Origin of the sequence: Paenibacillus sp. FSL H3-0302 (assembly GCF_037982245.1) — a bacterium.
Taxonomy (GTDB): Bacteria; Bacillota; Bacilli; order Paenibacillales; family Paenibacillaceae; genus Paenibacillus_AQ; species Paenibacillus_AQ odorifer.
Genome location: NZ_CP150284.1, coordinates 1,546,066 through 1,572,626, shown reverse-complemented (window position 1 = coordinate 1,572,626; position 26,561 = coordinate 1,546,066). Strand labels below are relative to the sequence as shown.

24 protein-coding genes and 1 pseudogene are annotated in these 26,561 nt (G+C 45.2%); 5 read left to right on the top strand and 20 right to left on the bottom strand.

Features of this window, described 5'->3' with window-relative positions; genetic code table 11:
• Positions 1-163: 163 nt before the first annotated feature.
• The 3 genes from MHH50_RS07010 to MHH50_RS07000 are packed head-to-tail and all read right to left on the bottom strand — an operon-like array spanning position 164 to position 3,135.
• Entirely contained in the window at positions 164-394 is a 231-nt protein-coding gene (locus MHH50_RS07010; RefSeq protein ID WP_076125408.1) for a hypothetical protein, read from the bottom strand.
• A 6-nt stretch (positions 395-400) separates the two neighbouring features.
• Positions 401-1,624, bottom strand: a complete 1,224-nt coding sequence (locus MHH50_RS07005) for a Ger(x)C family spore germination protein (protein ID WP_076125410.1) — start codon at positions 1,622-1,624, stop codon at positions 401-403.
• A complete protein-coding gene (locus tag MHH50_RS07000) occupies positions 1,621-3,135 on the bottom strand; it encodes a spore germination protein (RefSeq protein ID WP_076282262.1) in 1,515 nt (504 codons plus the stop codon). Before MHH50_RS07000 ends, MHH50_RS07005 begins: the two co-directional genes overlap by 4 nt.
• A gap of 145 nt (positions 3,136-3,280) precedes the next feature.
• Here MHH50_RS07000 and MHH50_RS06995 point away from each other — a divergent pair, with 145 nt between their 5' ends.
• Positions 3,281-4,384 carry an endospore germination permease gene (locus MHH50_RS06995; protein WP_036675894.1) on the top strand — a complete coding sequence of 368 codons (1,104 nt, stop codon included), beginning with the start codon at positions 3,281-3,283 and terminating at the stop codon, positions 4,382-4,384.
• A gap of 292 nt (positions 4,385-4,676) precedes the next feature.
• Here MHH50_RS06995 and MHH50_RS06990 read toward each other — a convergent pair whose 3' ends face one another.
• Positions 4,677-5,090 (bottom strand): zinc ribbon domain-containing protein, encoded by a 414-nt coding sequence (locus MHH50_RS06990; RefSeq protein WP_036679993.1) that lies wholly within the window; start codon positions 5,088-5,090, stop codon positions 4,677-4,679.
• Positions 5,091-5,376: 286 nt separating this feature from the next.
• Between MHH50_RS06990 and MHH50_RS06985 the strand changes: the two genes are divergently transcribed.
• Together MHH50_RS06985 and MHH50_RS06980 are read left to right on the top strand one after the other, a co-directional pair.
• Positions 5,377-5,595 (top strand): PspC domain-containing protein, encoded by a 219-nt coding sequence (locus tag MHH50_RS06985; protein WP_038569266.1) that lies wholly within the window; start codon positions 5,377-5,379, stop codon positions 5,593-5,595.
• Between the two features lie 59 nt (positions 5,596-5,654).
• Positions 5,655-6,347 carry a PspA/IM30 family protein gene (locus MHH50_RS06980; RefSeq protein WP_340034119.1) on the top strand — a complete coding sequence of 231 codons (693 nt, stop codon included), beginning with the start codon at positions 5,655-5,657 and terminating at the stop codon, positions 6,345-6,347.
• 28 nt (positions 6,348-6,375) lie between these two features.
• Here the strand turns inward: MHH50_RS06980 and MHH50_RS06975 are convergent, their stop codons facing one another.
• The 4 genes and pseudogenes from MHH50_RS06975 to MHH50_RS06960 form a co-directional block, all read right to left on the bottom strand.
• On the bottom strand, positions 6,376-7,086 hold the full coding sequence (locus MHH50_RS06975) for a DNA alkylation repair protein (protein WP_076192961.1): 711 nt from the start codon (positions 7,084-7,086) through the stop codon (positions 6,376-6,378).
• Positions 7,087-7,108: 22 nt separating this feature from the next.
• On the bottom strand, positions 7,109-7,726 hold the full coding sequence (locus MHH50_RS06970) for a DNA-3-methyladenine glycosylase (RefSeq protein WP_076192963.1): 618 nt from the start codon (positions 7,724-7,726) through the stop codon (positions 7,109-7,111).
• A 184-nt stretch (positions 7,727-7,910) separates the two neighbouring features.
• A complete protein-coding gene (locus tag MHH50_RS06965) occupies positions 7,911-8,582 on the bottom strand; it encodes a VWA domain-containing protein (RefSeq protein WP_340034588.1) in 672 nt (223 codons plus the stop codon).
• 111 nt (positions 8,583-8,693) lie between these two features.
• A pseudogene (locus MHH50_RS06960) lies at positions 8,694-9,209 on the bottom strand (TerD family protein); the annotation flags it as partial.
• Positions 9,210-9,320: 111 nt separating this feature from the next.
• On the opposite strand from MHH50_RS06960, the gene MHH50_RS06955 reads away from it, so the two are divergent.
• The gene (locus tag MHH50_RS06955; protein WP_076282260.1) at positions 9,321-9,977 is read left to right on the top strand and encodes a 3'-5' exonuclease; all 657 of its coding nucleotides are present in this window, start codon (positions 9,321-9,323) and stop codon (positions 9,975-9,977) included.
• A gap of 70 nt (positions 9,978-10,047) precedes the next feature.
• On the opposite strand, the gene MHH50_RS06950 is transcribed toward MHH50_RS06955, so the two are convergent.
• Both MHH50_RS06950 and MHH50_RS06945 read right to left on the bottom strand, forming a co-directional pair.
• On the bottom strand, positions 10,048-11,004 hold the full coding sequence (locus MHH50_RS06950; RefSeq protein WP_036680004.1) for an HD domain-containing protein: 957 nt from the start codon (positions 11,002-11,004) through the stop codon (positions 10,048-10,050).
• A gap of 197 nt (positions 11,005-11,201) precedes the next feature.
• On the bottom strand, positions 11,202-13,487 hold the full coding sequence (locus tag MHH50_RS06945) for an FMN-binding protein (RefSeq protein ID WP_076306733.1): 2,286 nt from the start codon (positions 13,485-13,487) through the stop codon (positions 11,202-11,204).
• A 450-nt stretch (positions 13,488-13,937) separates the two neighbouring features.
• Here MHH50_RS06945 and hemH point away from each other — a divergent pair, with 450 nt between their 5' ends.
• Positions 13,938-14,951, top strand: coding sequence for a ferrochelatase (gene hemH, locus MHH50_RS06940; RefSeq protein WP_175617361.1), 1,014 nt, complete (start codon positions 13,938-13,940; stop codon positions 14,949-14,951).
• 92 nt (positions 14,952-15,043) lie between these two features.
• On the opposite strand, the gene MHH50_RS06935 is transcribed toward hemH, so the two are convergent.
• The 10 genes from MHH50_RS06935 to pucD form a co-directional block, all read right to left on the bottom strand.
• A complete protein-coding gene (locus MHH50_RS06935; protein WP_076125508.1) occupies positions 15,044-15,496 on the bottom strand; it encodes an IDEAL domain-containing protein in 453 nt (150 codons plus the stop codon).
• A 358-nt stretch (positions 15,497-15,854) separates the two neighbouring features.
• Positions 15,855-17,672 carry an adenine deaminase C-terminal domain-containing protein gene (locus MHH50_RS06930; RefSeq protein WP_076306753.1) on the bottom strand — a complete coding sequence of 606 codons (1,818 nt, stop codon included), beginning with the start codon at positions 17,670-17,672 and terminating at the stop codon, positions 15,855-15,857.
• Positions 17,673-17,906: 234 nt separating this feature from the next.
• A complete protein-coding gene (locus MHH50_RS06925) occupies positions 17,907-19,139 on the bottom strand; it encodes an alanine--glyoxylate aminotransferase family protein (RefSeq protein WP_076276658.1) in 1,233 nt (410 codons plus the stop codon).
• 34 nt (positions 19,140-19,173) lie between these two features.
• The gene (gene allC, locus MHH50_RS06920; protein ID WP_076306734.1) at positions 19,174-20,415 is read right to left on the bottom strand and encodes an allantoate deiminase; all 1,242 of its coding nucleotides are present in this window, start codon (positions 20,413-20,415) and stop codon (positions 19,174-19,176) included.
• Positions 20,412-21,806 (bottom strand): allantoinase, encoded by a 1,395-nt coding sequence (locus tag MHH50_RS06915; RefSeq protein WP_076125434.1) that lies wholly within the window; start codon positions 21,804-21,806, stop codon positions 20,412-20,414. Before MHH50_RS06915 ends, allC begins: the two co-directional genes overlap by 4 nt.
• A gap of 33 nt (positions 21,807-21,839) precedes the next feature.
• Positions 21,840-22,214 carry a hydroxyisourate hydrolase gene (uraH, locus tag MHH50_RS06910; protein ID WP_076125436.1) on the bottom strand — a complete coding sequence of 125 codons (375 nt, stop codon included), beginning with the start codon at positions 22,212-22,214 and terminating at the stop codon, positions 21,840-21,842.
• Positions 22,214-23,164, bottom strand: coding sequence for a factor-independent urate hydroxylase (pucL, locus tag MHH50_RS06905; protein WP_076125438.1), 951 nt, complete (start codon positions 23,162-23,164; stop codon positions 22,214-22,216). Before pucL ends, uraH begins: the two co-directional genes overlap by 1 nt.
• 46 nt (positions 23,165-23,210) lie before the next feature.
• Positions 23,211-23,723, bottom strand: coding sequence for a 2-oxo-4-hydroxy-4-carboxy-5-ureidoimidazoline decarboxylase (gene uraD, locus MHH50_RS06900; protein WP_081386352.1), 513 nt, complete (start codon positions 23,721-23,723; stop codon positions 23,211-23,213).
• A gap of 4 nt (positions 23,724-23,727) precedes the next feature.
• On the bottom strand, positions 23,728-24,264 hold the full coding sequence (locus MHH50_RS06895) for a (2Fe-2S)-binding protein (RefSeq protein ID WP_081386353.1): 537 nt from the start codon (positions 24,262-24,264) through the stop codon (positions 23,728-23,730).
• Entirely contained in the window at positions 24,251-26,545 is a 2,295-nt protein-coding gene (gene pucD / locus MHH50_RS06890; RefSeq protein WP_340034118.1) for a xanthine dehydrogenase subunit D, read from the bottom strand. The genes MHH50_RS06895 and pucD overlap by 14 nt, the downstream gene beginning before the upstream one ends.
• Between the last annotated feature and the right edge of the window lie 16 nt (positions 26,546-26,561).

Below are 26,561 nucleotides of genomic sequence, written 5' to 3'. Positions count from 1 at the left end.
GTAAAGCCGTAAGCTTACTTAAAAATTGTTCATTCCAAATCATATGCCCCACTGACAAATATGGTCAACCTCTCATTTTTCATCCCATGAAATATTCTTAAATTTAAGGAAAAAACTTCTAGATGATGCAACAAAAAAAGCTGCGATATTTGCAGCTTCTTTGTTAATGAAACAATAATCCAAATAAATTATTTATTGGCTTATAGATAAAAATAATAAGAAACAGCGGACTGGGGATGTTCAATTTTAACAACGAGCAGAAGGTCGCACCAAGACCCAAAATCCAAAAAATAAAATATACGCTAAGATCACGCACTCGGCGCTTTCGCATTAATTTAGGCAAATCAAGTGCCATACAACCTACAGCAATCACCGAGAATAACAGTACTAGCATCTGACTTCACTCCTTGATTTTTTCAAGAAAAGAATTATCTGTGAGACCCACGCGGTTAATAACTGCTGAGGCTTTGTAATGGATGGGCAATGATTTAAGGTAATCGTCACCCTTTTGTTGCTGCAGCTTTGCCCAAGCTTTAGGGCTGGCATGGTAGATCGATTGTCCGAATCCCATAATATCAACATTGAAACGATCATTTACATGCTCCACAGTTTTTTGCATCCGCTCTATAATCCGCTCCTCTGTCTCCTTTTCCAAACGTTTTATAGTGCTTTCCGATTCCAAATTTTCTACACTTTGCACTTCTTCAATATTGCAAAGCGTCTTAACACTAAGGTAAATATGCGGCTCCCCATTAATGATTTTCACTTTGCGTTTAGTTGTAGCCTGGATCGCTTCGATTACAATGGGCTTTCCGTCTTCCCCTGCGATCGGGCCAGAATGTGCGGTTACCTTATCGTTAATATAATTGTAACCAATCGTTTCTCCCTCAGTTAGCCAACCGATCAACTTGTCTTTTTTGAACACAGCTACAGTATGGTATTCCAATCTTGCCTTAGGCATTGTTCGCTCTACATTGCTTTTGTCCTCTCCATCTTTGGGATCGCCTATAATTTTCACTCCGGTTAGCACAGGATTCTCGCCTTCAGACAATAAATTCTCAATAAAATCATCCAGCGTGACAGCGACTGTTTTTGCTGAATCTTTATAAGAATTATCCAAGGAACTAAATAATTTGTTCGCTGGTAATTTATCCATAGGTGTAAGGACATTCAAGACATTGCTGGCGGTTGTATCTCTGGCAACCATAACGTAGAAATCCATCCGGGGTTCCCGACTTCTTTTAAATACATCGAGTATCTCACCCACTCCGGTGCGGGCAAGCTCCTCCCCAATCACCAACACCCGGATATGACCGAGATAACTTGACCTAGAGCTATCCAGATTCAGCTTACGCAGCGCATCATAAAACGTAGGTACAGTAAATTTATATACAACCACTGGGACTCCACTGCCTCCCCCTCCTCCATTCGTTTGGGAGGAAATCGCAGATGGAATAACGACCTGCATCGAAACGGTATAACCTTTTTCTGCCTTGTCAATCCCTATCCCCAAGACAAAAGCTATCTCATTCAGCTCATTTCTTTCCCAACAGCCGCTTAGCACTAACGTAAATTGGAGGGCTATCATTAATCGAAGAACGCCTCTAACTAATTTTTTATTCATTTGGTTGGTTCCTTATCACTGGATGTGCTTTGACGAAACAGGTTCTGCGTCTTATTCTCAGCAGGCCTTGTCTTTAAAAACGGCCACGGAAAGCGAAAAATAGAGTCTTTTAAATCTTTGGAATTATACGGTCCGAGCGGACTCATATAAGGCATTCCGAAAGAACGCAGACTCGACAAATGCAATACGATGATGAAAATACCGAAGAGAATTCCATATAATCCGATAAATCCGGCCAAAGCTATAAGCACAAAACGGATCATCCGCGCAGCAATAGACATTCCTGTCTCCGGAATAACAAAACTAGAAATGGCTGTTAGCGATACAATAATGACCATTGCGGATGAAATAAAACCCGCTGCTACCGCGGCTTGTCCTATCACCAGCGTTCCGACAATGGAAATCGCCTGACCAATATTTTTGGGTATCCGCACCCCGGCCTCCCGCAAAATTTCATAAGTCATTTCCATGATCAGTGCCTCAATAAAAGCAGGAAAAGGAACACTCTCCCGCTGGGCAGCTAAACTGATTACAAGATTGGTCGGTATCATCTCTTGGTGATAAGTAGTAATCGCAACATACAATGAAGGGGCAAGCAAAGTAATAAAAAATGAAATAAAACGAACTAATCTCAGCAATGTTCCAATATCGGCCCTTTGGTAATAATCCTCAGCTGACTGGAAAAATGCCACAAAAAATGTGGGCACCAACAGTACAAAAGGAGTTCCATCAACAAGAATGGCCACTTTTCCTTCCAAAATACCCGCTGCAATCGTATCTGGACGATCACTGTTGTATACGGTAGGAAAAGGTGTAACTGCCGTCTCTTGAATAAACTCTTCAATATATCCACTCTCGAGAATACTGTCCGTATCTATTTTATTCAGACGGCGCTTTACCTCTTGCACCAGTTCCTTATTCGCGATGTTACTTAGATACATAATGGATACGCTGGTTTGAGTCACCCTTCCGATCTGAACGGTTTCCAGCCATAAATGGCTATCTTTGATTTTTCGCCGAACCAGTGCCGTATTCGTCCGTAAATTCTCAGTGAATCCTTCCATTGGACCCCGAACAACCGACTGTGAGCTAGGCTCCCCGACATTACGATCTTCCCAGCCTGGTAAGCCGATCCGCAGAGCGCTGGATAACCCGTCAAGCAGCAGCATTATATTACCGGACAATAAATGATGAATAAATTGGCTGTAATCGTCAATGACGGCTATATCGCCGGCTATTAATATCTGTTTCTTAATCATCTCAAACTTCTGCTCGGGAGAAAGCCCCCTCAGCTGTTCGTAAGGAATGTGTTCCTGCAAGGAATACAAAATTGAATTATGCAGCACCTGAGTATCCACAAGACCATCTATGTAAACCAAAGAAATATGAGTGTTTTCTTCTATCTGCAACTCTTTTATGACTACATCAGAGCTTTCCCCCATCAATTGGTACAAATTAGCAATATTAACTTCCAACCGGCTTGATAATGTACCAATCTCCGTATCTTTCATGATGCAACCTCCACTTCTCCATAGATAGATGAGTATAGTTTGATGTTAATTATGATAATTATTCCTTCGGATTAAAAAATCGGGATGGCATAATTCTGGTAACTACAACCATACTAAAACTAGTCCAATAAATTTGAGGGGGTATATGAGTTTGGAGAAAGATCGAATTAGTACCAATCAAATGATTATACTCGGGCTATTCACATTTATTGGGGATATGGCGCTTGTGTATCCGGCGTTAATGATATCAGGAGCGAAGCAAGATGCATGGATTGCTGCTTTGATTAGCATTCCCTTGGGTCTAGTGACCATAAAACTGTTACTCTGCTTAGCAGACCTTGAACCCAACAAGAATATTATCGAGCTTAGCCTACAAATTTTAGGAAAATGGGTCGGAACTGCTGTGGCCTTATTCTATTTAGGGTTCTTCCTGATTGCTGCCTCCACCTACATAAGAGAAATTGAAGATTTCATGTGTACACAGATTTACGAGAAAACACCCGGTGGGGTTATTCGTTTCATGGCCATTTTCCTGCTGGTATATGGGGTACGACTTGGCCTAGAAACCTTGGGCCGGGCAGCTCAGCTATTTTTCCCTTTATTTGCAGTTTTTTTAATCGGTCTGCTGCTCCTGCTGACCCCCGATGTCAAAATGGAACGTTTATACCCCATCTTGAACACACCAGTACCGGACATGCTTCATACTTTGATGTATGGTGTTTTTTATCCTTTTGGCGAATTGTGCGTGTTTCTAATGATATATCCTTATGCTCAGAAAAATAGCAAAACAAGCCGGGATATTTTCATAGCCTTGATCATCGGAGCTCTGGGCCTTAACCTCATCTTATTGTTTTCCCTTACCGTTCTAGGTGTTTACGCTTCTGAACATCAATTTTATGCCGCTTATATTCTTGCTCAAAAAATTAATATTGCTAATTCTCTGCAACGTATTGAAGCGCTTATGGCTACAGCATGGATTATCAGCACATACTTCAAAACTGCAGTTTATTACTATGCTTTAACCTTAGGTACAGCCCAATTATTTAAACTCAAAAGCCACCGTCCTCTGATCATCCCCACTGGATTTTTGTTATTCGGTATGTCACAGCTGATTGCCAAAGACATCATTTTCTATGTGAAGGAGATCCCCGCCTACTGGGTAGATTGGGATTTCACCTGTGCATTTGTTCTGCCGCTTATGTTGCTAGTTGTGTATAAATTTAAGAAACGCCACGCTTCTAAGGTTTAAACGACACTAGATTGTGAATAAGTGAAATTAAGATTGTAGATACGAATCCCGCTTAATGATCTAATTACGCTCCACTAAAATAATTGGGGAATTTCTCCCTGAAATTCACAAAGTGAATATTCCGCCGCCCAACCTAATGGCATAGAATACTTTGTGTGCGTAGCCCATAGTCTATTGGCTAAAGCAAGAATCCGCTTATAGCCTTTTTACTAAAAAAGAAGCTGCCTCATAAGTAGTATTCACTACTTTTAAGACAGCCTCTTTGTTCATAAGTTTCTTGTATGAAGTAACTCTATTCCTTCTTATCCAAAGAAATCGACGATGGAGTTACATCACTGACAGGTTCTTTTGCCACTTCAAAAGTGGATCCGCAGGCCGGACAAAAGCGTGCCTCGATCGCCACATTCCCACCACATGCTTTGCAATGCTTTACATCGGACAACTCAGCAATTTGCTGAAGGTTCGTCTCAATCTCCGCCTTCAATTCGAGAATACGATTAATATTAGTCTCGATTTGCTCACTTGGCAGTGGTCCTGCACCTTGAGTTACGGCTTCAAATAACAGTTTGCCCATGACCTGATACTGCTGGTCAATATCATTTTGCTTACCGTTATTTTGCAGCTTCAACCGGTTAATCTCCACCACTGTTTTTGCTTTATTCCCAGCCTCGCTTACCCCTGCTTTTACTTTGTTAAAAAAACTCATATTCAGCCCCCAATTCCGTAGTAGTCATATATAAGCATATTTCGACACCGCCAGAAGTATTCCTTTCTTTATTGTACCTAACTTCGTCCATGGTTTGTAGCCTATAACCGATTTACTAACCCTTTCCCCGCCTTCCTGCGGGAACGAACCTCGACTCAGGTCTGGTATACAAAACCGCCTCCAGGCCGTTTTTTCGCATGCAAAAAGACATTAGAATGAGTACATAAGCAAACGGGTTGCAGGATTCAATAACAATCACACCCATACGAGAGGAAGAAAACAATAAATGAAAAAATTATATCGTTCCCAAAGTGATCAGAAGATAAGTGGTTTGTGCGGAGGTCTTGCTCGTTGGTCTGGTATTGATGCTACAGTAATCCGTCTTGTTGCTGTTGCCGCAGCATTGTTCAGCTTCGGAACAGTACTTATCTTCTACGTCATCGCTAGTATCATCGTTCCTAAAGAACCTTTTAACAGCTTTTCAGATGGACATGATTTCTATTAATTAATCGTCGTTCAATACAAGCCAGCCCTAATATAGCCATAAAAAAGGAGAGATAGAACATGAGTCTATTAAAAAGAATTTCCACAATTACTAAAGCAGCCCTACACGAAGGCCTAAATAAATTAGAAAACCCGGTATTGCTGACAGGTCAGTATTTACGTGATCTTGAAAATGATATTGCTAAGGCGGAACGTAATGAGCGTGATCTGCAAGTAACAGCCAGTGTGTTGGAACGCCGCAAGCAAGAATATACTCAGTTCGTAGAGCAAAGTGAAGCCGAAGCCGTTCAAGCAGTTGAGCAAGGAAATGAAGAAAGAGCTCGCCTGGCACTCATAGCCAAGTTACGGTACGTGGAACAGCTGGAAGAGTCCATAAATAGTCAAGTACAAACTAAGCAATCCCTGGCAGAGCTTGAGATCAATATCGCTAGAGCTAAAGAAGAGCGTGAACATCTCAAAGCGAAAAGAACTGAGCTTATCGCTCGCGCTCAACAAGCCACAGAAACACTCCACTCAGCTCCACGTAGTTCTACGAAAGGTCTAAATGTAGGATCAGCTTCGCAAGGCTTCGAACGTATGGAAGAGAAGATTTTCGAGTGGGAAGCATTGGCGGAAAACTCCAAAAATAAATTCAATACAGGTACAGGTATAAGTCCTTCCATCGATCCTAACCTGCGTAGCGCTGTTGACATCGAAATCGAGCGAATCCGCAACCGTAAAACTAACACTGAAGTAAACACTGAGAAAAAATAAATAGGACAATAAACCCCTTATTACTCAGCTATTGTGCTGAATAAGGGGTTTGTTTTTTACTTCTTTTCATCCCGCGAATCCATTTTTTCGTTTCCGGATCCACGCGATAAGACTCCGTGATTTTCTGCAAAGCCTTGTTGTAAGTGAAATCATCTAAGCTGTTGTTTCTCAAATAACTCATCGTAGGCTCTGGCAATTTCACATAACAAATCGAAAGCGCCCAAGAAACCGCCATTTTTACATAATAGCCTTCATGACTGACCTTATCGAGCAATGGTAAAATCCGGCTGATATACGTTTCTTCAATAAAGAAATTAAGCAGCATTACCACAGCAAATCGGATCTCATATTCTTTATCTGATGATAAGTACGGCATTATAAACTCCCATACCCGTTCTTTATTCTTTACGGTAAACTTCAGGCTTGTGCAAAAGCTATCGCATACCGACCAGTTATCGATTCTGGGAATAAAGTCAGCGATATAACGTAGGATTTCTTCAAGATCTGTCTTCACGTAGCCAAGCACCATACCTTGCAGCATCACTTCTTCAAAATAATCTGTCTCGGCATGCTCCAAATAGGCTCTCCAATCACCCTTTGCAATGATTTTGGCAAGCTTGCGCAGTTCCGGTAGCCTGACGCCTATAACATTATCTATCGTCGGAATTAAGGCCGCAGAAAACTTTTGGTAGTCCACATCTGCCAAATTCAATAGCTGTTCTCTTATTGTTTTTTCCATAGTAGTACTCCTTACCCGTCCATTATTCAAATGAAATTTCCCATAAATATATAGAAGCCACAGAACCCAAAGGAGAATAGTTTAGCCGGTATTGTTCAAATTGATCTTTGGTAAGCTTATCAAGTCCATACAGCTTCATCATCCCCCGACGAATCGCAATATCTCCCCAGCTGACTACATCCCGTCGTTCCATAGAATGGATTAACATCATTTCTGCCGTCCACTTGCCAATGCCCTTTAACGTCATAAGTTTTTGTATAACCTCTTGATCTGATAACCCAGGCAATTCCTCCAGCTTAAAATCACCCTGAGCGACCAAATTGGAAATCTCATGGATACATAGTGCTTTTTTCATCGTCATCCCACAGCTTTGAATCTCATCCGCCGTATGTAAGGCTAACTGCTGCGGAGTGATGTCTCCGAACTGAGCCAACATTCTGTTCCAAATGGTCCGAACCGCTTTTACTGAAATAAGCTGTCCTAGTATAGCATAGATAAGCGCAGTAAAAAGATCCGGTATAATTACACGTTCCACCCTGCCCATCCGTGCCATAGCTGCGCCAAGTACTGGATCCACACTTCGGAGATAATCTATGTCTTCTTGCCCATAATCAAAAAACTTAGTAATTACGCTGCTCAAAGTGTTTCCTCCCGTATCTGATAGTGATGACCCTAATCCTAATATACAATACCTATTTGGCAGTGTACGGATTGTTGAATAGAATAGCAAGATAGCGAAACTAAAAAAAGCCATAAGACCTCCTAAGATAGGTGGTTATGGCCTATAGTAACGCACAGGCTTATTCATTTTCAGTAATGTATTTTTATGTTCGCAGGATTCTTTTTTCTTTCGCTGCGCTTAGCCACAAGGGGAATTCATTCAGCAGCTGATCATACAGATCTTCATCAGTCACCTTTTCAATGTTGTCCAGATGAATAAAATTGGCGTTATCCACCAAACGGCCCTTCATCGTATCAAGTTGCTTCAATACTTCAAAATCCGAGTTACCGATTCCGACAAACTGCCAGAAAATCGGTTGGACCGAAGCAGCCATAATCACATTTTTAGTGGATTTCACTACACCACCATCGTTAATAAATATGATAAATACTGGTGTAGAATCGGGTTCTTCCTCCGTATATTTTTTAATGATATCCTCCATTACTGGCGGTTCATTATTGCGGCCAAACTTATGAATGGTACGATTATTTAAAATATGTGTAAACACATATCTTCCTAATTCCTGCTCTGTCACTGGTGGCAGCCGGCTAAACTCCGTATCGTACACCCAAACATCTAACGATTGGTTATCATCAAATTTGCAGGCAACGGCTAATATACGCTCAACTACTTCTTGAACGGTTCCATTATTATAGAGATTTCTCATAGATCCTGTAATATCCAGAACAACGCCTACCCTTGCGATGACTCCTGTCAGATACTTTTTTTCTAAGGTAATCTGAACAATTTTTTTACGTAAATCAATAGAGGACAGTACATTCTTCTCTTCATAACGGATCGTCTCTAAAGGCAGGGATAACTCAGCTGTGGCCGCTACCTCAGGGTTCCCTTCGTCTTCTTCAATAACGAGCCCATAGTTTGTACATAACGCAGCCAATCCTCCCTCAAAGCCACTACCAATCGCACTGAATTTCCACTCTGGGCCATAGCGATATAGCTCTCCAACCACAATAGCTGTCTCCGTCGACAGGTCAGAGCCATACTCGAAAACGAATAATTCCTCACCGCTAGCAGCATCCACTAAGCGTAGATAAGGAGAGGTTACTTGCTTCATAGAGTGTCCTAATTTTTCTCCTTCATAGATCGTTAAAGTTAAAGCTATTCTAGTAATATCCTTAGGAAGTCGAGAAAGTGTAATGGCGATAGCTTCTTTATCCCCTAGTTGTAAGACAGAATGAGTTACAGCTTCGTCTATAGACAACGGATTACCATAAAAGATAAAGTTCTCATCGCGTTCGCAACGGTTCTGCTCTGACAGTAAAAAAGCAGCAGAGTCTATGCCAATTCTAGTATCAGCAGTCATCCACCCAAATTTCAGCAAAAGCTTGTTCACGTTTCTCCCTTTCGTAATATCCACCTTTTGCCCCTTTATAAGCCGCACTCTATCATCTCCTTATTTTTACTGAACAGCTCATTGTGATTCACTAGATTGTATTTATCATTTTACTACTTTAATATGAAACGTATATATGATAGATAAGGAGCTTTACGAATGGACTTTATAGCAATTGACTTTGAGACCGCGAACTCCAGTCGATCCAGTGCATGTGCCTTGGGACTTGTGGAAGTTAAAGCTGGAAATATAACCGCAGAGCATTCTTGGCTAATTGACCCGCAGCAGCGGTTTGATGGCATGAACATTTCGATACACGGCATCACGCCATCAATGGTAATCGGGCAACCTACTTTTCAAGAACTGTGGCCCACCGTAGAACCGTTACTACACGGACAAATCGTCGTGGCGCATAATGCTGCTTTTGATATGAGTGTCCTGCGTTATTGTCTCGATGGAATGTCCCTGAGCTACCCAAGCTTTCAATACTTATGTACCTATTTATTAGGCAAAAAAATGCTGCCCGACCTGCCCTCCCATAAACTTAATGTAGTCTCCGAGTTTTTCGGCATTACGCTAAAGCACCATGATGCCTTAGATGACGCACGCGCAGCCGCTGCAATTCTAGTAAAACTTATGGAGCAGGAGGAGCACTATGATCCTCTATTGCTCTCTGCCAGTCAAGGATATACTAGCGGAACGATGTTTGCCGGCGGGTATACCCCATTTTCCACTCGCACGAAAAAGCCTGCTAAGAAACAAGGCACTAAACATAAACCCTCCATTTATAGCAGCCGCGCCACTTTGTCCAAATAACCAAAGAACATCAAAAACCCCCAACCAGCTCCTTTCTGCTGATTGGGGGTTTGGTTTTACAGGGTATCTCTTAAATCTTCAAACGATACACAGCCTTATTCTCTAGACCTCTGATGAACGGTGTCCATTCCTCGGTCTCCGGTGTGGTATCCAAAGCATCCTCCACCATTTGCAGCTTCGCATCCATCGCATCGATATGATGCAGAGCGACTGCCTCAGCTGTCTGTGGCTGAACAGGACTACCCCATTCGCCCAAATTATGATGTGACAATACGAGATGCTGTAACGCCATAACCTTTTCCGAATTCAAATCAATATCTAAACGGATAGCCGCTTCCGTGATCCAGTTAGACGCCATCGAGATATGGCCAATCAACTTGCCCTGAACGCTGTATTCCGAGACAATCCCAAGCTGGGAGACCATCTCCTCCGGCTTCGCGATATCATGCAGAATGATTCCTGCCTTCATTAGATCTGGATTCAAGAACGGACGCTGCTTGCACAGAAAATCACCAATCTCCAGCATACGCACCATATGATAAGCAAGTCCGGCAAAATAAGCATGATGATGTGTTTTGGCTGCCGGATAATGCATCAATTTCTCTTCCACTTTACCCACACAAAAAGAGACAATCGAAGCAATTTCCGGATCTGAAATACTTGCCATAACCCCTTTAATCGTATGAATAAGGTCTACTGGACGAATTGGGGCAGAACGGATGAAATCCGTAAGTGCAACACCATCCTCATCGTTAACCAACCTGATTTTAGTAATTTTTATTTGTAATTTCTCACGATAAGTATGAGCAATCCCGCGTACCTTCACAAGCGCCATAGGAAAAAAAGTTTCTTTATCGGTTGTGCTGGCATCCCAATATTTCGCAGATAATTGTCCAGTGGAATCCCCCAGAACGATGTCAAAATAATCTTTTGGAGGAGTGCCGTTCGTTTGTTTAATTGCCAGCTCTCTTAAAAGATAAAAGCCAACAAATTCATCTTGTGGAGCGAGCTGTTTAATTTGTGTCATGTTGGAGCCTCCTATTAATAACAGGCTTTTGGCCTGCTCTCTATATTAAACTTTAGACACTCACCTCCAAAATCCCTTTAAATCACTATACGATCTATTTTCATATTTATGTACAAGCCAAGAATATTTGAAAAAGGAGGCTACTCCCCGGCCATATTCTGGCACTGGAATATCCTCCTTTTATTATAAAACGATAATTATTTACCAGCCGATTCAAGCGCTGATTTAATAGCTTCTACCGCTTTAGCGGATATTTCTTTTTCTGCATCATTTTTTCCGAAGGCTGCTGGACGGTAACCATATTTGTGCAGGCTGTATCCGGTCGATGTCGACTCGATTTCACCTTTCACTGCCAGCTCCGCGTCCGTTAACTGATTGATTGTTCTTACACTTCCGTTTTTATCCAAATAATAAACAAGCATTTTGACAGGAACACCGTACTCTACATTCACCATAACATTTACAAGCTTATCGGCACTTACACCAATGAAGATTCCATCGAAATAAGCCGCTTTATTAGCTTCTACAACCTCAGCTTTTCCGTATGCTCTATCCACCGCAGTCTTCAAAGCCACGCTGCTGCTAGTTGCACCAGACACAGCATCTACTTCCTGCACACCTTCTCTAGTCCCTGCTGCGAGGAAGCTAGCCGTCAACTGAGGAATTGCTTTTACCACCTCAGGATAAGCAGCGTTCCCTCTATCTACAAGGTTCATTCCTACACGGTACAAGGCTACATTTACGATTTTGCCGTTACGCAGGGTAACGTCCGCTCTGTTCGTTCCTTTATCATAAGCATCACCAAATGCAGTAAAGGTTCCGTCTTTATAGGTTCCTTGGACTTTGGATGCATTGGCCAAAGCATCTGTCAGTGCTGCTTTAGCTGCTGCCGACAATGCTTCTTGGCCTGTAATATCGGCCATTTGTACACCTTTTTCTAACAGCCCGGATGTGAGTGTAGCTACCCATCCTTTTTGTTCTGCACTCATTTTATCGTCAGCAATCAGCTTGCCGTCAGCTCCAAACAGACTTACTTTAATGCCTGTTACCGCATCTGCATCAACATCAACTAGCAGCAGCACTTTAGATTGGTTATCTACTCCGGCAAATTTGCCGTCAAAATATTGACCTTCAGCAGGAACCTTCAGCGCTTTCTCAAATGCTCTTTCTACAGCTTGGTTCCAGCTGTGACTGCTTTCTGTGGCTCCGGAAATTCCGTCAACCTTTTCATCATAGTTAGCGATATATGAACCATTCGCTAACAGCTTAGCTGTCATAGGAGCATTTGCTTTTACTACTTCCGCATAAGCTGTTGCCCCTCTGTCAATCAGGTTGTTGCCAAGTCTAAACAGCTTCACATCAACCAACTTACCGTTGCGAATCACGATGTCGGCTCTTTCAACGCCAACACTTCTTGCCGTACCATAAGAGGAATAGAATCCGTCTACATAAGCAGATGTATTATTGATTATTGCATTCTGCTCAGCATCCCAGAAAGCGTTAATCGCTGCTTTAAAGTCGGCTTCAAGACCTGCAACAGGTTGTGCCTCTGTTCCTTTGGCCAGCAAGGCTGGAGCTATAGCTGCAACCGCTGCCGCTTGCTCAGCTGTGTAAGCTTTCTCCTCAATGAAATCACCAGCGCTGTTCATAGGATACACTTTAACATCTGTGAGCTTGTTGGATTCGTAGGTCGCAAATACAGAATATTTACCTGTAGGATCTACGCCCATATGAACTCCATCAAAGTAAACTGCATTTGTATCTTTCACTGTCAGAGCTCTTTCAAACGCTCTATCTACAGACAATTTCCAGCCATTACTGGAGCGGGTAGCTCCCGAAACAGCATCAACTGCCGCTGCTCCATCTCTTGTTTTGCCAAGCAATCTATCCTTCATCAATCCATAAGCTTGCCATAAAGCACTATAATTGTTACGAGCATCTCTATCAATCAGCTTAGGACTGGTTCTCAAAAGCTCAATGCTAGTAATTTTACCATCTTTAATTTCGATCTTGGCACCTTCCGTGCCTTTGGAGTATGCATCGCCATAAGCTACGTAAACTCCATCTTGGTATACGTTTTCATTAACTGTAACAGGCTTTGCTGTAGCCACAGGCTTAACAGTTTCCGCTGGTACTACTGTCGCTGCTGGTACAGCGGTTGCTTTTGGGGTTGCTACTGGTGCTGCTGTAGCTTTTGGGGTTGCTGCTGGTTTGGCTGTTGCTGTTGGTTTTGCCGTTGGCTTTGGCGTTGCTGTTGGTTTTGCCGTTGGCTTTGGTGTTGCTACTGGTTTTGCCGTTGCTTTTGGTGTTGCTGCTGGTTTTGCCGTGGGTTTTGCTGTTGGTTTTGCTGCCGGTGCATCCGCTTCTTCGGAGGCTGCCGATACTGCATCCACCTTCAAGTTTATAGCAGGCACATTAAGTGTGTAAGCAAACGGCGCTAACAATATAGCCGCGCTAACCGTTAAAGAAATTAGTTTTTTCAATGAAAATTCTCCTTTACCAAACCCCAGTGATATGTAGCTTTTTGTTAACCAAACCTTTTTCGTACGATGCCCCTTCTCTTCTTATGAAGCATAACTTCTCTCTTCATAAGAACTCATCCCCCCTCTCATGCCTTTACACGCTCGATTTTCAATAAAAAATAGCTTGAATCTATTTCATTTCTTCCTTTTAACACAAAGCTGTATAAAAGGTGAAATAATTCACATAAGTTACTATAAAAACACTTACACCCGTTTTCCATCAATTTCTGGTTTGATACTACCAGACCTTTCTGCGGTTCTTCTGTATCGAAAATCACACACCCTATAAGAAACATCACTATTTGCGATTAAATTTAATTTATACGCGCAAAGTGATCTCAATAACTGTGCATTCAAGGCTAGCTATGCTATTTTAGAACGATCTCTTATATGGGAAAGGAGTTCTGTGCTTTGAGCAAACAGCCACCTATTGGAGTTATACTCGCCCAAATCGGCACCCCTACTGCACCAACTGCAAAAGCTGTACGGCCTTATCTGAAACGTTTTTTATCAGATCGCCGAATCATAGATTATTCTCCTCTGCTGTGGCAGCCTTTGCTGCGAGGTGTCATTCTGCGTTCACGTCCACGCCGGTCCGCTGAGCTGTACAGTCAAATATGGACAACCGAAGGATCACCATTGCTCTTTCACTCTTTAGCTCAGCAATCTGGATTACAAGAACTGCTGGGTCCACGGTATCAGGTAGAGCTTGGATTGGCTTATAGCGAACCCAGCATGGAGCAAGCGATGGCGAAATTCGACACCGCCGGAGTTACCCGAATTATCATTGTGCCGCTGTTTCCGCAATATTCGTCCACGACTACCGCGTCCGTATTCGATCAGGCCAGCTTTGCAGCCTTAGGTCGCCAAAGCTCCACTGGACCTGTAACTAAACGTCTGATTCCGGCTCTAAGATTTATTGATGCCTACTATAATGAGCCCGGTTATATTTCAGCCTTGAAGTCACACCTACTGCGTCAAATGGAGATTCTGAGCAAAGAACCTGATTATTTTGTACTGACCTTCCATGGGATTCCCAAACGGTATGCGGATACCGGCGATCCCTACCCGCAGCAATGTATGGAAACCGCGCATCTTCTTGCTTCTGCTATGAATTGGGAGCCCGAACGCTGGCAGCTTAGTTTTCAATCACGTTTCGGACGAGAAGAATGGGTAGGACCCTCTACTGCGGATGTTCTGGGAGAGCTTGCCGGACGAGGAATACGTAAGCCTCTGATTTTTTCACCGGGTCTTGTGACCGATTGTCTGGAAACGCTGCATGAGCTAGCCATAGAAGGACGAGAACAATTCGAGGCTGGTGGAGGACAAGCAGAGGAATTTATGGCAATCCCCTGTTTGAATGACCATGAGGATTGGCTTGATTTTTTGGCTGAACATGTAGAAAAAAACGCCCAAGGATGGTAAATCAAAAAAACCGTCTTGTCCACAGATCATTTCTGTTGCAGACAAGACGGTTAGCTATATCAATTGTTAAGCATGAAGAATCGAAAGGATACTTATGCTGTAAGCTGCTTATATTTCGTAGTCAGTTCATGGAACCACTGCTTGTCCTGCAAGGTCAACGCAAAATCAATCAGCTCGGCAATCTCACTCGGCTGTAAATCTGCTGAGTCATTAAAGGATACTTCAGCCGTAGCTGTAGCTGCGCCATTCCCATCCTCTGCGTAATCATAAGAAAAACATAACTTAATGTCACTTTCCAGAAATTCATTACGAAGGAAATATAATACCTCACACATTAACACAGGTCTAACATGATCATCAAAGACACATTCCATAACCTTTGCCCAATATTGCTGGTTGTTGAGGTGTAACTTATCATTAGTTAAGAGATATTTCTCACCCTGAAAATCGGTGACAAATCTCAGTTCAAGCGGCTTCATCTTAAAAATAGTAGCAATTTGCTTCATGCTAATATTCAAAATATCTTGCGTTTCTAGTCTGATCATCTCTCCATGCACCTCGTCCCTCTTAGTTGGGTTATTCGAAACCTGCCATTATCTATAATTCTTTATATGCCATTAATGTAAAATTAACTCCATTAATTCACTTTAATTTTATCTAATTTAACATTATTATCGTCACCTGACTATGCTTTATTTATATTTTTTTAGGATTTCGCTCAGAAAAATGTTTCATTCTCTAAAAATCTGTTTAATATTATTGTTCATTACAAAAGGATGTATAAAGATTACGCATCATGTGAAGCTTTTGCTTTCTTATATTTAAACAAAAAAAACTGTTCTGAAGGGTCATTATGACCTCAGAACAGTTTTTTGCATTAGGATTATACTTCAGTTAATTTACTTAAACAAACAATGGCACTAACTGTATTCCCTCGGGTGAAATCCGCACGAGTCCTTTATCTGTGATACGTAACGTTGGGATAACCGCCAAAGCAAGCAGCGATAAAGTCATAAACGCGTAATTCAAAGTACAGCCGGCATCATACAACGCTTTGCTGATCGCAGCTGATTTCTCAGCAGCAATTTCAAATGGCTCTGTAGACATTAGGCCTGCAATGGCCAACGGGAATAACGTTTCTCCACTAGATGTAATTACGGCGACCCCACCCTGAGCGTCCGCCACCGCGTTCGCAGCTTTGGCCATTAGCTCATTATCATTGCCGATGACGAGTACATTATGACTATCATGAGCAACAGTCATTGCGATAGCAGCCGGTTCTTTAAAACCGATGCCTTCCACAACAGCCACTGATTTATTTCCTGTTCCTTTATGCCGTTCGAGCACAGCGATTTTACATAGACCCTCTACAGCATTTACATCCAGCTGCCCTGCTACTACAGGTACCGAAACCATACGTTCAATGGTCTCCACATGATTTTCTCTTACTTTAATAACTCTTGTAGTAAGTTCCCCTGTTTCAATTGGAGCCGCGATAATAAAATCTTCGGCGGTAGGACGCTGCGGCAAATGAACCGAAGCCAAAACTTCCTCTGGATATGTGAATTTAGCAAGCTCTGCCGTCATCACACCGTTTTCGGCAACGACTACACCAGCAGCAATCGTAAGTACCACACGAACATCGGCCAAATTCCCGTCCAGCAGAATAATATCCGCAAAAGAACCTGGAGTAATAGATCCGATATCCTGAGACAACCCAAAACGCTCTGCTGTATTAATAGTTGCCATTTGGAAGGCTGTTACTGGCTTCACGCCTTGAGCAATCGCATGGCGAACAACGAAATCCATATGACCTTCGTCCCGTAACGATTCCGAGCTGCGGTCGTCAGTTACCAGCATCATGCGACGCGGGTCAAGTCCACGCTCTGTATGAGCGGTGATGGTCTTGGCAACATCATGCCAAGCCGAGCCCCGGCGCATTTTGGCATACATCCCCAGTCTAACGCGCTCAATCACATCGTCTGCTGTCACACACTCATGATCGCCAGTCACACCTGCCGCAGCATACACGGGCAGTCTCCAGTCGCTGGAAGGCCATGTGAAATGACCATCTACAAATCTGCCTGCCCGCAGCGTAGCTTGAATCTCTCCAAGCATTTTCTCATCGCCGTAAACAACGCCAGGGAAATTCATCACTTCGCCCAGAGCAATCACATCTTTGCCCCAAGTAAAAGCTTCGGCAACTTCTTCAGGACCAATTGAGGCACCCGTTGTCTCGAATTCCGCACCTGCCGCAGGCACACAAGAAGCCACCTGCATGTAAGCAGCTAACGGCGTCCCCCGCATCTCATCCAGCATCAATTGAATACCCTTCAGCCCGAATACATTAGCAATCTCATGTGCATCAAAGAAACCACCTGTTGTGCCAAGCGGCAGAACAGCGCGGGAAAATTCAGTAACGGTTAGCTGGGTGCTCTCAATATGGCAGTGGCCATCGAGCAATCCCGGAGCTATATACTTGCCGTTCGCATCAATAACTTGCGTTCCTTCGCCAATCATATGTGTCACATCTTTACCAACATAAGCAATTCGTCCACCTTGAACACCAACAGACATTCCTTCTAGAATTTCACCAGAGCATACGTTGACCAGCTTTCCACCTGTAATTACCAGTGTTGCCGGTTTATCGCCTCTTGCCGTAGCCACAAGCTCAGGTACACAATCCGCTAAAGGCTTTCTTGTAAAAGTTGTCATCTTCATCTCTCCCCCGTTAGTATCCAAGTGTTGTCTTGATGTAGTGAATAGATCCGTAATCATAGAGGATTGCCTAACTATTAAGCCTAGGATAATATAGTTGCGCAGGTCTGTATTTGTAAGAAAAAACGGCTCAATCATCCCTGTAGATGATAGCCGTTTACTTATTCCCAAAGATTGTCCGAACCATCCGGACATGCCCCTGTTTTTACTCTCCCGCCATCCGCTCTATTCCAACGATTATCTTACTTTTGCCTCATATACGTCAAGTGCTGCCTGAACCCCAAACCCGCAAGGCCCCTTAAATCCATGACGCTGTAATGCGGCTTCCAGCGCTCCAAGCAGCCGCAACACGTTATTCTCACGACAGCTAAAACCCATCGTACCGATGCGCCAGATCCTTCCCTTTAACGGTCCAAAAGAACTGGCAATTTCAATTCCGAACCGCCCCAGCAGCAGCGAACGGACAGCTTCCCCATCTATCCCCTCAGGGATCAGCACACAGGTAACAACAGTAAGCTTGCAGGAAGGATCCCCGTATAGTTCTAAACCCATAGCTGTTAATCCAGCTACAAGTGCTTTTTCATGGAGGATATGTCTGGCGAATCGGGCATCCAGCCCTTCTTCAAGGGTAAGCCGCAAGCCCTCCCGCAGTGCATAAAGCATTGAGGTCATCTCTGTATGATGATTGAGACGTTGTGGACTCCAGTAATCCTGAAGCATGCCGAGATCGAAATAATTACTGCGGACAAAAGATAAGTCACCTGGCTGGACATCACTTGCTCTAATCCCGCGTTCTACTCGTTTTCGGGTCATGAGCTTAGCTTCAGCACGATCATTATACGTTATCGGTGCCATTCCGGAAGGGACGGACAGGCATTTCTGTGTACCGCCAACGACGGCATCCAACATCCAAGCATCTGTCTCGACAGGAATGCCCCCAATGGTTGCAACTGCATCGACTATGAATAAAGTATCCATCCGGCGGCAAGCTCTACCAATTTCCGCGAGTGGCTGCACACGTCCTGTAGAGGTCTCCCCGTGAACCATTGCCACCACATGTGGCTTAAAAGTCTCCATAGCTGCTATCACTTCATCCGGCTCAAACACACTCCCCCATGGCTTTTCCAACACGAACACCTCAGCGCCACATCTTTCAGCAATCTCATGCAATAGATGTCCGAAGCGGCCAAAGATCGGAATCAGCACACGCTCACCCGGCAGGATCAAACTAACCATCACGGCTTCAATTCCAGCACGGGAGGTACCATCAATTGGGTAAGCCCATGAATTAGAAGTAGCAAACAGCTCCCGCAGCATTTCCATCGTTTCATTCATAATAGAGGTGAACTCTGGATCAAACTGACCCAGCACCGGAAAAGACATCGCCCGCAGTACACGCGGATCTACCTCGACCGGACCCGGAGTCATAATACAGCGTTGGGACGGCGACAAATCTTCGTAACGCTTCATGATGATCCTCCCTTAAAAGTTCGGCGAACTCTTTTTAATAAGCTAACTCATATAACATCGCAGTCAGAACCTCAAGCCCAGCAACGAGCTGCTCAGGGGAAGTATACTCTTCCGGAGAATGGCTGATGCCAGCTCGGCTTGGCACAAATATCATCGCAGTAGGGCAACGCGGCGCAAACAGCTGGGCGTCATGTCCCGCTCCACTTACCATCATGCGGTACGTCTTCCCCTGTTGGCGGCAGATATTTTCCAGCATTGCAGATAGCTTCATATCCATAGGCGCAGGGACTGTATTGAGCACGGATGTAACCTCAAGAGTCACCCCACGTTTAACAGCAATTTCATTACATTCCGCAAGAAGCTTCTCACAGAAACGTTCCAGTTCGTCCTCTTCACTATGGCGGATATCTAGTGTAAAAAGAACCTCACCCGGGATCACATTTGGCGTATTCGGATACACCTCAAGCTTACCCGAGGTTGCTACAAGAGGTTCACCAGTAGTTTTAGCAGCACTTTCAAGCACGTACAGCATTTCAACCGCACTAGCCAGTGCATCCTGCCGCATCAACATCGGTGTCGTGCCCGCATGATTAGCAGTACCACTGACCTTGACCACATATCGTCTCTGGCCAACAATCCCCTGAACTACGCCTATCTGAGTGTCCGTCTTCTCCAGAATAATCCCCTGCTCGATGTGCAGTTCTACAAAAGCACCAATATCATTTCTGACTCCATTCTCATCTGTTACACCTTGCAAAAAGCTGGATTGTGCCATTGCTGCTTTTAACGTCACGCCCTCTGCATCCATATAGGTCTCGGCCTCGCTTCCGTCATACCTTTCCGTGACATGGCCCGAACCCCAATAAGCAAGCGGAAATCGACTCCCTTCTTCTTCACAAAAAGATACGACCTCAAGCGTCCGCTGCGGCTGGCCAAAGTTCCTCTGCAAATCTTGAAGCGCAATCATAGCCGCAGCGATCCCATAGGCACCATCATATTTTCCGCCATTGACTACAGTATCGATATGCGATCCGGTTAAAATAACCTTTTGCTGCGGATTGCATCCACTCAATCGTCCATATACATTGCCAACCTTGTCTATGGAAACTTCTAAGCCGAGCCCAGCCATTTTTTCCTGCAAAAAAATCTGCGCCCGGCTCCATTCCTCCGTATATAGCAGTCTAGTAACTCCTGGCCCAGGTGTGCTGAATGCCGCCAGCTCCTCCAGCAGCTCCAGCAGTTTCTGAGTCGACGCTTGAACTCTGGAATCATTCATAGGCTGTACTGTTCCTTCCTAATTCGCAGCCACTGTCCACCTCCCTCACTGATCACTCCTTCTTCAGAGGTATAGATCACATTCCCGCGACAGATCGTAGCAACTACTTTGCAGGATAAAGTTCTTCCGATGTAGGGGCTGTGCTTGTGGCGATACAATAAATCCTCCGCAGTCAGCGTATAGGTTGTATTTGGATTCAGCAGAACTAAATCGGCATCTAGACCTAGAGCTATAGCGCCTTTGCGATGCTCTATTCCAAAACGTTTTGCGGGTTGCCCTGCAAGCAGACTGGAAATTAATGTAACATCCAAACCCCGCACATTCACGCCTTCATGGAACATAAGCTCCAGACTGCTCTGCGCACCCGAGATCCCACCCCAAGCTGCAAAAAAAGACAAGTCCGGCTTCACCTTCAATTCCGTTGGACAGGGGGAATGATCCGAAGCAATCAGATCGATTTTGCCTTGGGCCAGCATCTCCCATAACTTCTCCTGCTCCACCGCACTTCGCAGCGGAGGCGCACACTTCGCCACAGGGCCTAAAGCCTTCATATCATTTTCAGTGAGGACCAGATAATGTGGACAGGTTTCGGCCGAAACGTCCAGACCTCGAAGCTTAGCTTCATAGATTTTCTCAATGGCGGCGGCCGTGCTGATATGAACAAAATGCAACCGGCAGCCCGTACGTTCACCGTACAGCAGCGCCCTGGACACTGCCTCCAGCTCTGCTTCAGCAGGGCGGCAAGCCGCAAAATCACTTGCGCTGGTTCTGCCATTTCGCACTGCATCTGCGGTCAACACCGCCGTGATAGCCTCACTTTCTGCATGCAGCGCCAGAATCCCGCCCAGAGAAGCGATTCGCTGCATCCCTTGATAGAGTGTATCCTCATCCACTTCACGGAATCTGCCTTCGCCCTCCCCTCCAGGATTGGAGAGAAAGGCTTTAAACCCAGTGACGCCAGCGGCTGCCAAAACTTCTAAATCATCCAGATTGCCGGGAACGAGCCCACCCCACAGCACATAATCAACGGCAGAGTTTCCAGCCGCAGCATCTACCTTTTGACGAAGCCCAGCCTCGTTCACAGTAGGTGGATTACCGTTAAGCGGCATATCTGCATAGGTTGTGCAGCCGCCAGCTGCCAACGCCGCAGAACCGCTGCGAAAGCCTTCCCAATGTCCAAATGTTGGTTCATTAAAGTGGACATGCATATCAATCATACCGGGGAGCACATAGAACCCCTCTGCGTCGATGACTTTGGTTAGCGGCGCAAGCGAAAGTTCCTCTCCAAGTGCGACAATCTTACCCTCTGATACTGCAATATCCAGCTTGAGTACCTGATCGGGCAGCACTACATTCCCGTTCTTAATCACAAGTTCATAGGATTCCTTCATGAGCTGCCACCTCCTCCGGTCGTCAACTTTCTCTTAACTTCCCCGATACGTACTATATCCACCAGGTGCTACTAGCAAAGGTACATGGTAGTGTTGCATGGAGCTCTCTATATGAAAGCGAATAGGTATCTGTTCTAGAAAAAAAGGCATCTCACGTTGAGTGTCTGCTGACGCTTTGGCATCCGCTCTACGGTAGTAATCGCCAACCATAAACAGCAGCTCGTAACATCCAGACTCCATTTCGTTTCCCTCCAGCAGCGGAGCATCCAGCCTCCCGTCACTGTTTGTGACTTCTTCACACAGAAGCTTGCTCATCCCATCCGTAAGCTTCCAGAGCTGAAGCGTCAGACCTGTAGCAGGAATCCCCCGCGACAGATCCAACACATGGGTGGTAAGACGCCCGCTCATTACGCTGTCTCTCCGGCCAGATCTGCACGGCTGACAGAAAAGCCCTGAAAACCATAGGGTGGACGAGGTTCGGTGAAGACTCCACCTTTAGTTTCTTCAGGCTCAACAATGGTTTCCCAAGTCCGGTTATTGGACTCAAATGAAACGGTAGCCAGCTGTGGAAAACGGGACAATACGCGCAGCCCAATTTGATAAATCAACGATTGGATTGATGGACTGTTCAGCTCATGGAAAGCGCTATGGGCGATATCGCGAACCTGCTCCGATGCCACATATTGGCCTAGATCTCCATCCAGAGCATGCTGAACATCACTGTAGGTCCAGTTAATATTCAGAAAAATATAAAGCGGACGGTCAAAGCTCTCCGGCAATGTTGTATACTCATCACGGACGAATCCATAAAACGAGCTTCCACTCACTTTTATCAGCTGTAAATCCTTCAATCGGCATTCATGAGCGATAACCTCAGTCCCATTCTCTCCACGTTTTATAGTTAACGAAGCCGAATAAGATTCATTATTGGAGTGACGCAGTACTAAATGACTCTGTTTAAGCCCCTCAACCCCGGGCACCATCACCTGTTCAAAAGGTAACCGGTCTGCGGAAACTGAAACTGCGGTGACATGATCGTATTTATCGAGAAAACGGCTGCTTAGAAGCTGCAGTAGCCCCTCCGTTGTGCTTCCAGTGTAGTCCGCGGTATTGCGCAGGATGAAATTTTTCATAGAATCGGTAGCAACAACCATGGAATTATCCCCCTCTGAAAAAGAAGGAAGAAACGCTTCGCCCGTGACTGCGAATGTAATATTATGTGCGAATATAATGTTGTCGCAGCCCGTGAAGGAAGATTCGGGAACGGGGGTAACGGCCAGCGGTTTAGCATAGGTACGATAAGTTAGCACATCACTTTTTCCATAAAACATTGTACGTCCGTTAATTGGTTCCAGCATGGCTGACACCCTCCCCGTTTATGATGAATGAATGAATATTAAATAATTAAATAATTAAATCACTTAGGCGAAATCTCGTAATTGTACCGACTTCAGAAAAGGCTTGAACCCATTCCTCCTGAGGGGAACGCTCAACTCGCACTCCAATGGCGCTGATAATGTCATCTTTGTTTTTGCCACGAACAGCTAGAATAAAAGGGAAATGAAATTTGTCCGTATACTTTCGATTCAGATCATTTAATAGATTGAACTCCTCCGTTGTTAACCGATCCAGTCCAGCTCCCTGCTGCTCAGAGGCAGATAAAGCCGTAACTTGAAGCCTAGTCGCCAAATCCGGGTGAGCTTTTAATAGTCCCTCCATTCGGCTCCGGTCAGCACTCAGTACGGTCTGCATCATGGTGCTATGCAAATGCTCTAAAGAATGGAACGGAATCTGCTTATAAGCCTCCTCTGCTACCCACGGTGAATGTTCAAAAATGCCGCCTAGATGCTTCACAAAATCCGTTATACTCATGGCATTTATCTCTTCCAACGTAAACATGCCTTCAGAAACGACCATCCACTCAACCTCCAATAGCTTTGTTAACAGCTCGTAAAATACCACCGTACCCCGTACAGCGACAAATGTTACCCGATAAAGCTTCTTCCACTTCAGCCTGAGTAGGATGCGGGTTCTCTTCCAGCAGAGCAACCACCGAGATGACCATCCCTGGTGTGCAATAACCGCATTGGAACCCCCCCTCTTCTAAAAAAGCCCGCTGAACGGGATGCAGGCCTACTTCACTAAGACCCTCAATCGTTGTAATTTCCGCACCTGAGCATTGATAGGCCATGACCAGACATGAATTCACTGGACGTCCATCCACCAGCACCATACATGCCCCGCAGCGGCCAATCTCACAAGAACGTTTTGTGCCGGTCAGCTCCAAATCTTCACGTATGACCTTTAAAAGCCGGCGGGAGGGTGGAATCTCCGTGGATATCGCTTTACCATTAAGATTGCAATTAAAGGTGAACCTCTCTTCTGCAAAGGCTTCCTCAGACGATAAGGGGTCAAGGTTATCTTCATCTAGATTCGCATCTGAATTATGGCTCGACATGGATGTTCACCACCTTTTGTGGAATAAACGGTGTAGACTGCAGCCATTCGGGATCAATGGGCAGCTTGGTTACCCGTTTCCCTACAGCCTGAAATATGGCTGACGCGACTGCCGGAGCTAAATTGACGGAACCCACCTCTCCAATGCCGCGAGGACCGTACGTGTCATGATCCGGCAAATCCTCTATCGGCTGCACCTGAATGCTGCCATTCATGTCGGCAATGGTCGGCACCAAATAGGTGTCTAAATTTTTGGTGACATAGCTGCCGCCAGACATCACAGCATCCTCTGACAAGGTGAAACCGACCGCCATACTGCTGCCACCTTCGATCTGTCCAAGATAACCTTGCGGATTAGCCACCGGTCCCGCCGCTACCGCATGATATTGATCCAGTACACGAACACGTCCAGTAAGCAGATTAACTTCCACGCGGACTGCGATTGCAGAATAGGTGTATAGGAAATGTGCCCCCACTCTTTTAAAGGGTGTGGTTGGATAAGTAAACTTTGTATTACAGACAATGGGTTCTGAAATACGCTGTGCCAAGTCCTTGTAAGTCAGAAGCAGACCGCCGTCTTTTAGCCAAATACCGCCAGGGCCGAGCTTCATTTCATAGTTATCCAGCTCTGGCTTTATCATCGCAGCTGCCTGCAGCACTCGAGCGGTGAAGTCTGGACGCAGCCGTTTTAAGGCCATCCACATCATGCTGGTTGATCGGGAAGCCGTACTAGATCCGCTATCGGGCACAACATCCGTATCGCCAATAACGATGCTTAGATCCTCTGCCGCCAAGCCAAACTGTTCAATCAGCATTTGTTCCATTGTTGCGATTAACCCCTGACCAAACTCCTCGTAACCAAACACCGCCTCAATTTTGCCCTCTAGCGTCAAAGAGAGCCTGCCACCCGCCGGATCGGGAATACCATAGCCAAGTCCTGCACCATGCATAGCTATAGCAGCACCCGTTCCAGTTACGATCCAAGGTTCCACCACACCTGAATCACTGTCTGTAGATGCGGCCTCAGTCATAAGAGGCGAACCCGCCAGCGCTTCCCACACCTGAAAGGCACCATCGGTCTGAGCAATTTCCTGACCCAGCGGCCCCAGATCTCCATATTTACGCAAATTGCGGCGGCGCATTTCCCACGGATCGATCTGCAATCGCTCAGCCAACCGATCGATTTGTCCCTCCAAAGCGAAAATCGCCTGATTGCCGCCAAAACCGCGAAATTCACCAGATACACCGTTATTGGTATATACAGCAAAACCCTTCACATCCACATGATCGATGATATAGGGGCCCATCACATGTTCTGTCGCAAAGTTGAGCACCTCCGCCCCCAGTGTTGCGTAAGCTCCCGTATCCGAAATAATTCTGACCTGATGTGCCCTGATGATTCCTTCGGGGTCGCAGCCAGTTTTCATGGTGATTTTCATGGGATGGCGTTTTAGTCCTGCACGTACCGATTCAGCTCTCGAATTATGCAGTCTTACCGGACGGAGTGTCCGCAAGGCGAGCAGCGCTCCATACGGTTGTACATTCAGCTCGTCTTTTCCTCCAAAGGACCCGCCGATAGGACTCGAGATGACGCGAATATCTTCTTGAGGAATAGCCAGAATTCTGGATAGCTGCAGGCGATCCATCAACCCATGTTGTGTAGCTGAATATACGGTAAGCCGTCCGTTATCCTCTGGGATAAACAGTCCACCTTCAGTCTCCATATAAGTGTGCATTTGGCGTGGTGTATAATAAGTCTCCTCTACCACATGACAGCAATCCGTAAATACCGCTTCCGGCTCCCCTTTTCGATATTCCGTATGATGAAGCACGTTTCCCTCGGCATGCAGCAGAATTGCGTCCTTTTTCATCGCCTCTTCCGGGTTCTCGAGTAAGGGTAGAAGCTCATAATCCACTTCGATAAGAGATAAGGCATATTCCGCAATTTCGTCCGTCTCTGCCGCGACTGCCGCAATCGCATCGCCAGTGTAACGCACACGGTCACTGCAAAATACCGGTTGATGCGGCAAAGCTATGCCAAAGCCGTTAAGTCCGGGCACATCCTCATGAGTAATTACAGCGTGTACACCAGGGACTTCAACGGCCTTCTCAATGCGTATGGACAAAATACGAGCATGTGCCTGCTCACTGCGGAGCACGCGGCCGATCAACATTCCTTCTGCCCTCATGTCGGTCAAATACTGCAGCTTACCGGATACCTTGCCCTCTCCATCGGGTCGTGTACGCCAGCGGCTACCGCTGGATTCCTTATTCAGCAGCATTTTCCCTCTCTCCTTT

Bases quoted from the DNA above. Each gene is read 5' to 3' on its own strand.
- MHH50_RS07010 (WP_076125408.1), bottom strand. From the start codon at position 394: ATGCTAGTACTGTTATTCTCGGTGATTGCTGTAGGTTGTATGGCACTT.
- MHH50_RS07005 (WP_076125410.1), bottom strand. From the start codon at position 1,624: ATGAATAAAAAATTAGTTAGAGGCGTTCTTCGATTAATGATAGCCCTC.
- MHH50_RS07000 (WP_076282262.1), bottom strand. From the start codon at position 3,135: ATGAAAGATACGGAGATTGGTACATTATCAAGCCGGTTGGAAGTTAAT.
- MHH50_RS06995 (WP_036675894.1), top strand. From the start codon at position 3,281: ATGAGTTTGGAGAAAGATCGAATTAGTACCAATCAAATGATTATACTC.
- MHH50_RS06990 (WP_036679993.1), bottom strand. From the start codon at position 5,090: ATGAGTTTTTTTAACAAAGTAAAAGCAGGGGTAAGCGAGGCTGGGAAT.
- MHH50_RS06985 (WP_038569266.1), top strand. From the start codon at position 5,377: ATGAAAAAATTATATCGTTCCCAAAGTGATCAGAAGATAAGTGGTTTG.
- MHH50_RS06980 (WP_340034119.1), top strand. From the start codon at position 5,655: ATGAGTCTATTAAAAAGAATTTCCACAATTACTAAAGCAGCCCTACAC.
- MHH50_RS06975 (WP_076192961.1), bottom strand. From the start codon at position 7,086: ATGGAAAAAACAATAAGAGAACAGCTATTGAATTTGGCAGATGTGGAC.
- MHH50_RS06955 (WP_076282260.1), top strand. From the start codon at position 9,321: ATGGACTTTATAGCAATTGACTTTGAGACCGCGAACTCCAGTCGATCC.
- MHH50_RS06950 (WP_036680004.1), bottom strand. From the start codon at position 11,004: ATGACACAAATTAAACAGCTCGCTCCACAAGATGAATTTGTTGGCTTT.
- MHH50_RS06935 (WP_076125508.1), bottom strand. From the start codon at position 15,496: ATGATCAGACTAGAAACGCAAGATATTTTGAATATTAGCATGAAGCAA.
- MHH50_RS06930 (WP_076306753.1), bottom strand. From the start codon at position 17,672: ATGAAGATGACAACTTTTACAAGAAAGCCTTTAGCGGATTGTGTACCT.
- MHH50_RS06925 (WP_076276658.1), bottom strand. From the start codon at position 19,139: ATGAAGCGTTACGAAGATTTGTCGCCGTCCCAACGCTGTATTATGACT.
- allC (WP_076306734.1), bottom strand. From the start codon at position 20,415: ATGAATGATTCCAGAGTTCAAGCGTCGACTCAGAAACTGCTGGAGCTG.
- MHH50_RS06915 (WP_076125434.1), bottom strand. From the start codon at position 21,806: ATGAAGGAATCCTATGAACTTGTGATTAAGAACGGGAATGTAGTGCTG.
- uraH (WP_076125436.1), bottom strand. From the start codon at position 22,214: ATGAGCGGGCGTCTTACCACCCATGTGTTGGATCTGTCGCGGGGGATT.
- pucL (WP_076125438.1), bottom strand. From the start codon at position 23,164: ATGCTGGAACCAATTAACGGACGTACAATGTTTTATGGAAAAAGTGAT.
- uraD (WP_081386352.1), bottom strand. From the start codon at position 23,723: ATGGTCGTTTCTGAAGGCATGTTTACGTTGGAAGAGATAAATGCCATG.
- MHH50_RS06895 (WP_081386353.1), bottom strand. From the start codon at position 24,264: ATGTCGAGCCATAATTCAGATGCGAATCTAGATGAAGATAACCTTGAC.
- pucD (WP_340034118.1), bottom strand. From the start codon at position 26,545: ATGCTGCTGAATAAGGAATCCAGCGGTAGCCGCTGGCGTACACGACCC.